This window comes from Nonomuraea maheshkhaliensis (assembly GCF_039529435.1).
Lineage (GTDB): Bacteria > Actinomycetota > Actinomycetes > Streptosporangiales > Streptosporangiaceae > Nonomuraea > Nonomuraea maheshkhaliensis.
Genome location: NZ_BAAAMU010000270.1, coordinates 1 through 3759 on the forward strand (window position 1 = coordinate 1; position 3759 = coordinate 3759).

Here is a 3759-nt window from a genome sequence, read left to right on the forward strand (position 1 = left end):
CGCCGGCACCGACGCCCCCGCCGGGCCGGGCCAGGCCGCCGAGCCGCCCACGACGCTCTCCCCGGCGGCCAAGCGCGCCGTCCTGGACGCCCAGCGGGTCTCGCGGGCGCTCGGGGCGTCGTACATCGGGCCGGAGCACCTGCTGCTCGCGCTGGCCGCCAACCCCGACTCCACCGCCGCCCGGCTCCTGCGCGAGCAGGGCGTCTCGGCGAACGAGCTGCAGCAGGCCATCCTGTCCGGCGCGGCCGGCGGTGGGAGCGGCCAGGGGGCCGGCCATCGGGCCGGTCAGGGGGCCGGTCAGGGGGCCGGTCAACGGGCCTCGGACACCCCCTCGCTCGACGAGTTCGGCCGCGACCTCACCGAGGAGGCCCGCCAGGGCCGCATCGACCCGGTCGTCGGCCGCGAGGACGAGATCGAGCAGTGCATCGAGGTGCTCTCGCGGCGCACCAAGAACAACCCGTGCCTGATCGGCGAGCCCGGCGTCGGCAAGACCGCGATCGTGGAGGGCATCGCCCAGCGCATCGTGAACGGCGCCGTCCCCGACCTGCTGAAGGACCGGCGCGTGGTCGTGCTCGACCTGACCGGCATGGTGGCGGGGACCAAGTACCGGGGCGAGTTCGAAGAACGTGTCAAGAAGGTCGTCGACGAGGTGCGCGCCCACTCCGACGAGGTGATCGTCTTCATCGACGAGGTGCACACGCTGGTCGGCGCCGGCTCGGCCGAAGGAGGCATGGACGCGGCCAACATCCTCAAACCCGCCCTGGCCCGCGGCGAGCTGCACGTCATCGCCGCCACCACCATCGACGAGTACCGCAAGAACATCGAGAAGGACGCCGCGCTCGAACGGCGCTTCCAGCCGATCCTGGTCCCCGAGCCGACCGTGGAGCAGACGGTCGAGATCCTGGCCGGGCTGCGCGACACGTACGAGGCCCACCACCAGGTCCGCATCACCGACGAGGCCCTCGGCGCCGCGGCCAGCCTCTCGGCCCGCTACATCACCGACCGGTTCCTGCCCGACAAGGCCATCGACCTCATCGACCAGTCCTCGGCCCGCGTGCGGCTGCGCTCACGCACGCCCGGCAGCGACGTGCGCGAGCTGGAGGAGCGCCTTGAGTCGCTGCGCCGCGACAAGGACCAGGCCGTCGCCGCCGAGGACTACGACCGCGCCAAGGAGCTGAGCGCGGAGATCGGCAAGGTCCGGCCGGAGCTGGAGCGGGCCAGGCACGGCGCGGACACCGTCCCGCAGGTCATGGTGGAGGACATCGCCGAGGTGGTCTCCCGCCGCACCGGCATCCCGGTCACCCAGCTCACCGAGCAGGAGCGCGAGCGCCTGTTGCGCCTGGAGGAGCACCTGCACCGGCGCGTCATCGGCCAGGACGAGGCCGTCACCGCCGTCGCCGAGGCCGTGCGCAGGGCCAGGGCGGGCCTGTCCGACCCGAACCGCCCGATCGGCAGCTTCCTGTTCCTCGGCCCGACGGGCGTCGGCAAGACGGAGCTGGCCAGGGCGCTGGCCGCGGCCCTGTTCGGGGGCGAGGACCACATGGTGCGCATCGACATGAGCGAGTTCCAGGAGCGGCACACGGTCTCGCGCCTCGTCGGCGCGCCGCCCGGATATGTCGGGTACGAGGAGGCTGGTCAGCTCACCGAGGCCGTACGCCGCCGCCCGCACGCCGTGGTCCTCCTCGACGAGATCGAGAAGGCCCACCCCGACGTGATGAACATCCTGCTGCAGATGCTCGACGACGGCCGCCTCACCGACGGCCAGGGCCGCACGGTCGACTTCAGCAACGTCATCGTCATCATGACCAGCAACCTCGGCGCGGAGCTCATCCTGGAGGCCACGGGGCCGGTCGAGGACCGCCTGATGGACCTGCTGCGCCACACCCTGCGCCCCGAACTGCTCAACCGCATCGACGAGACGATCATCTTCAAGCGGCTCGAACGCGACCAGCTCCGCCAGATCGTGGACCTGATGCTGGAGCGCACCCGGCAGCGGCTGCGCGGCCAGGACGTGACCATGGAGGTGACCGACGCGGCCAAGGACTGGCTGGCCGGGCGGGGCCACCAGCCCGAGTTCGGCGCCCGGCCGCTGCGCCGCACGGTGCAGCGGGAGCTGGACAGCCGGCTGTCCACCATGCTGCTGACCGGGGAGGTCAGGGAGCACGGCCGGGTGACGGTGGACGTCGAGGACGACCGGCTCCGGCTCAGGGCGCACAACCCGGAACCGGCCGCCTGACGTTTCGTTCCAGGACGGCGGCCGCGTCGTTCCAGGACGGCGGGTGCCGCTCCCGCCGGTCCCCCCGATCCGGCGGGAGCGCCCGCGCCGGTCACTCCAGCGCGGCGAGCGCGCGTTCGCGGCACTCCTCGAACGTGAGGGACGCCAGCGCCTCGCGGACGAGCGGCACGCACACGGGGGCCATGGACAGGCTCGTCACCCCCAGCCCGACCAGCAGGGGAGCGAGCAGGGGATCGCCCGCCGCCTCCCCGCACACCCCGACGGGCTTGCCCGCATCCCGGCCCGCCCGCGCGCACATGGCGATGAGTTCGAGCAGCGCCGGCTGGCACGGGTCCAGCAGGTCGGCCAGGGAGGAGTGCTGGCGGTCGGCGGCGAAGGTGTACTGGGCCAGGTCGTTGGTGCCGATGCTGAGAAAGTCCACCTCCTGCAGCAGCCGCCCCGCGCGCAGGGCCGCCGCCGGGACCTCGACCATCACGCCCACCCTGACGATGCCCTTGGCCCTGGCCCGGCGGGCGAAGGCGCCGGCCTCGGCCACGGTGGTGACCATGGGCGCCATCACCTCGGGCTGGGTGCCCGTCTCGCGCGCCGCCGCGGCGATCGCGTCGAGCTGGATGTCCAGCACGTCCGGCAGCAGCCGGTCCACCCGCAGGCCGCGCACGCCGAGCGCCGGGTTGTCCTCGGCGGGCAGCCCGAGGAAGGGCAGCGGCTTGTCGGTGCCGGCGTCGAGCGTGCGCACGATCACGTGCTCCACCCGGCTGAAGACCTCGGCGTAGGCGGCGACCTGCTCCTCGAACGAGGGCGCCTGCTTGCGGTCCAGGAACAGGAACTCCGTCCTGAACAGGCCCACCCCTTCGGCGCGCAGGTCGTCCGAGCGCAGGTCGGCGGCCGAGCCGATGTTGTGCAGCAGCTTGACGGGATGGCCGTCCGCGGTCCTGCCCGGGCCCTGGCTCGCCGCCAGCCGTGCTCTGCGGGCCCGGTCGGCCTCGTTGACCTCGGCCGCCTGCGGCGTGGGGAGGCCGACGGCGACCTCGCCGGTGCCGCCGTCCACGCCGATCACCGTGCCGTCGCCGACCGCCATGATGCCGGCGCAGGCCACCACGGCGGGCAGCCCCCTGCCCCGGGCCAGGATCGCGGTGTGGCTGGTGGGGCCGCCGCGCTCGGTGACCAGGGCCAGCACGTCGGGGCCGAGGCCCGCGGTGTCGGCGGGGGAGAGGTCGGCGGCGGCCAGCACGTACGGGTGCCCCGGGTCGGGCAGGCCGGGCATGGGCAGGCCGAGCGCGAACGCCACCGCCCGGTGCCGCAGGTCGTCGAGGTCGCCCGCCCGCTCGGCCAGATAGCCGCCGAGCGACGCCAGGGCCTCGCGGTGGCCGGTGAAGGCCGCGTCCAGGGCGTGGGGGGCGTCGGAACCCTTCCTGGCCAGGCGTTCCGCCTCCTCCAGCAGCAGGGGATCCTCGGCGATCATGGCGAGCGCCTCCAGGATCTCCGCCGCCTCACCGCCCGCCGCCTTGGCCCGCCGGTTGAGG

General features: G+C 74.0%; 2 protein-coding genes. One reads left to right on the forward strand and one right to left on the reverse strand.

Annotated elements, in window-relative coordinates; genetic code table 11:
• A partial coding sequence (locus ABFX54_RS56170; RefSeq protein ID WP_346115535.1) for an ATP-dependent Clp protease ATP-binding subunit occupies positions 1-2236 on the forward strand: 2236 nt, incomplete at its 5' end.
• Positions 2237-2327: 91 nt separating this feature from the next.
• Here ABFX54_RS56170 and ptsP read toward each other — a convergent pair.
• Positions 2328-3759 (reverse strand): phosphoenolpyruvate--protein phosphotransferase (ptsP, locus tag ABFX54_RS56175; RefSeq protein ID WP_346115536.1); only part of this gene is annotated, 1432 nt, incomplete at its 5' end.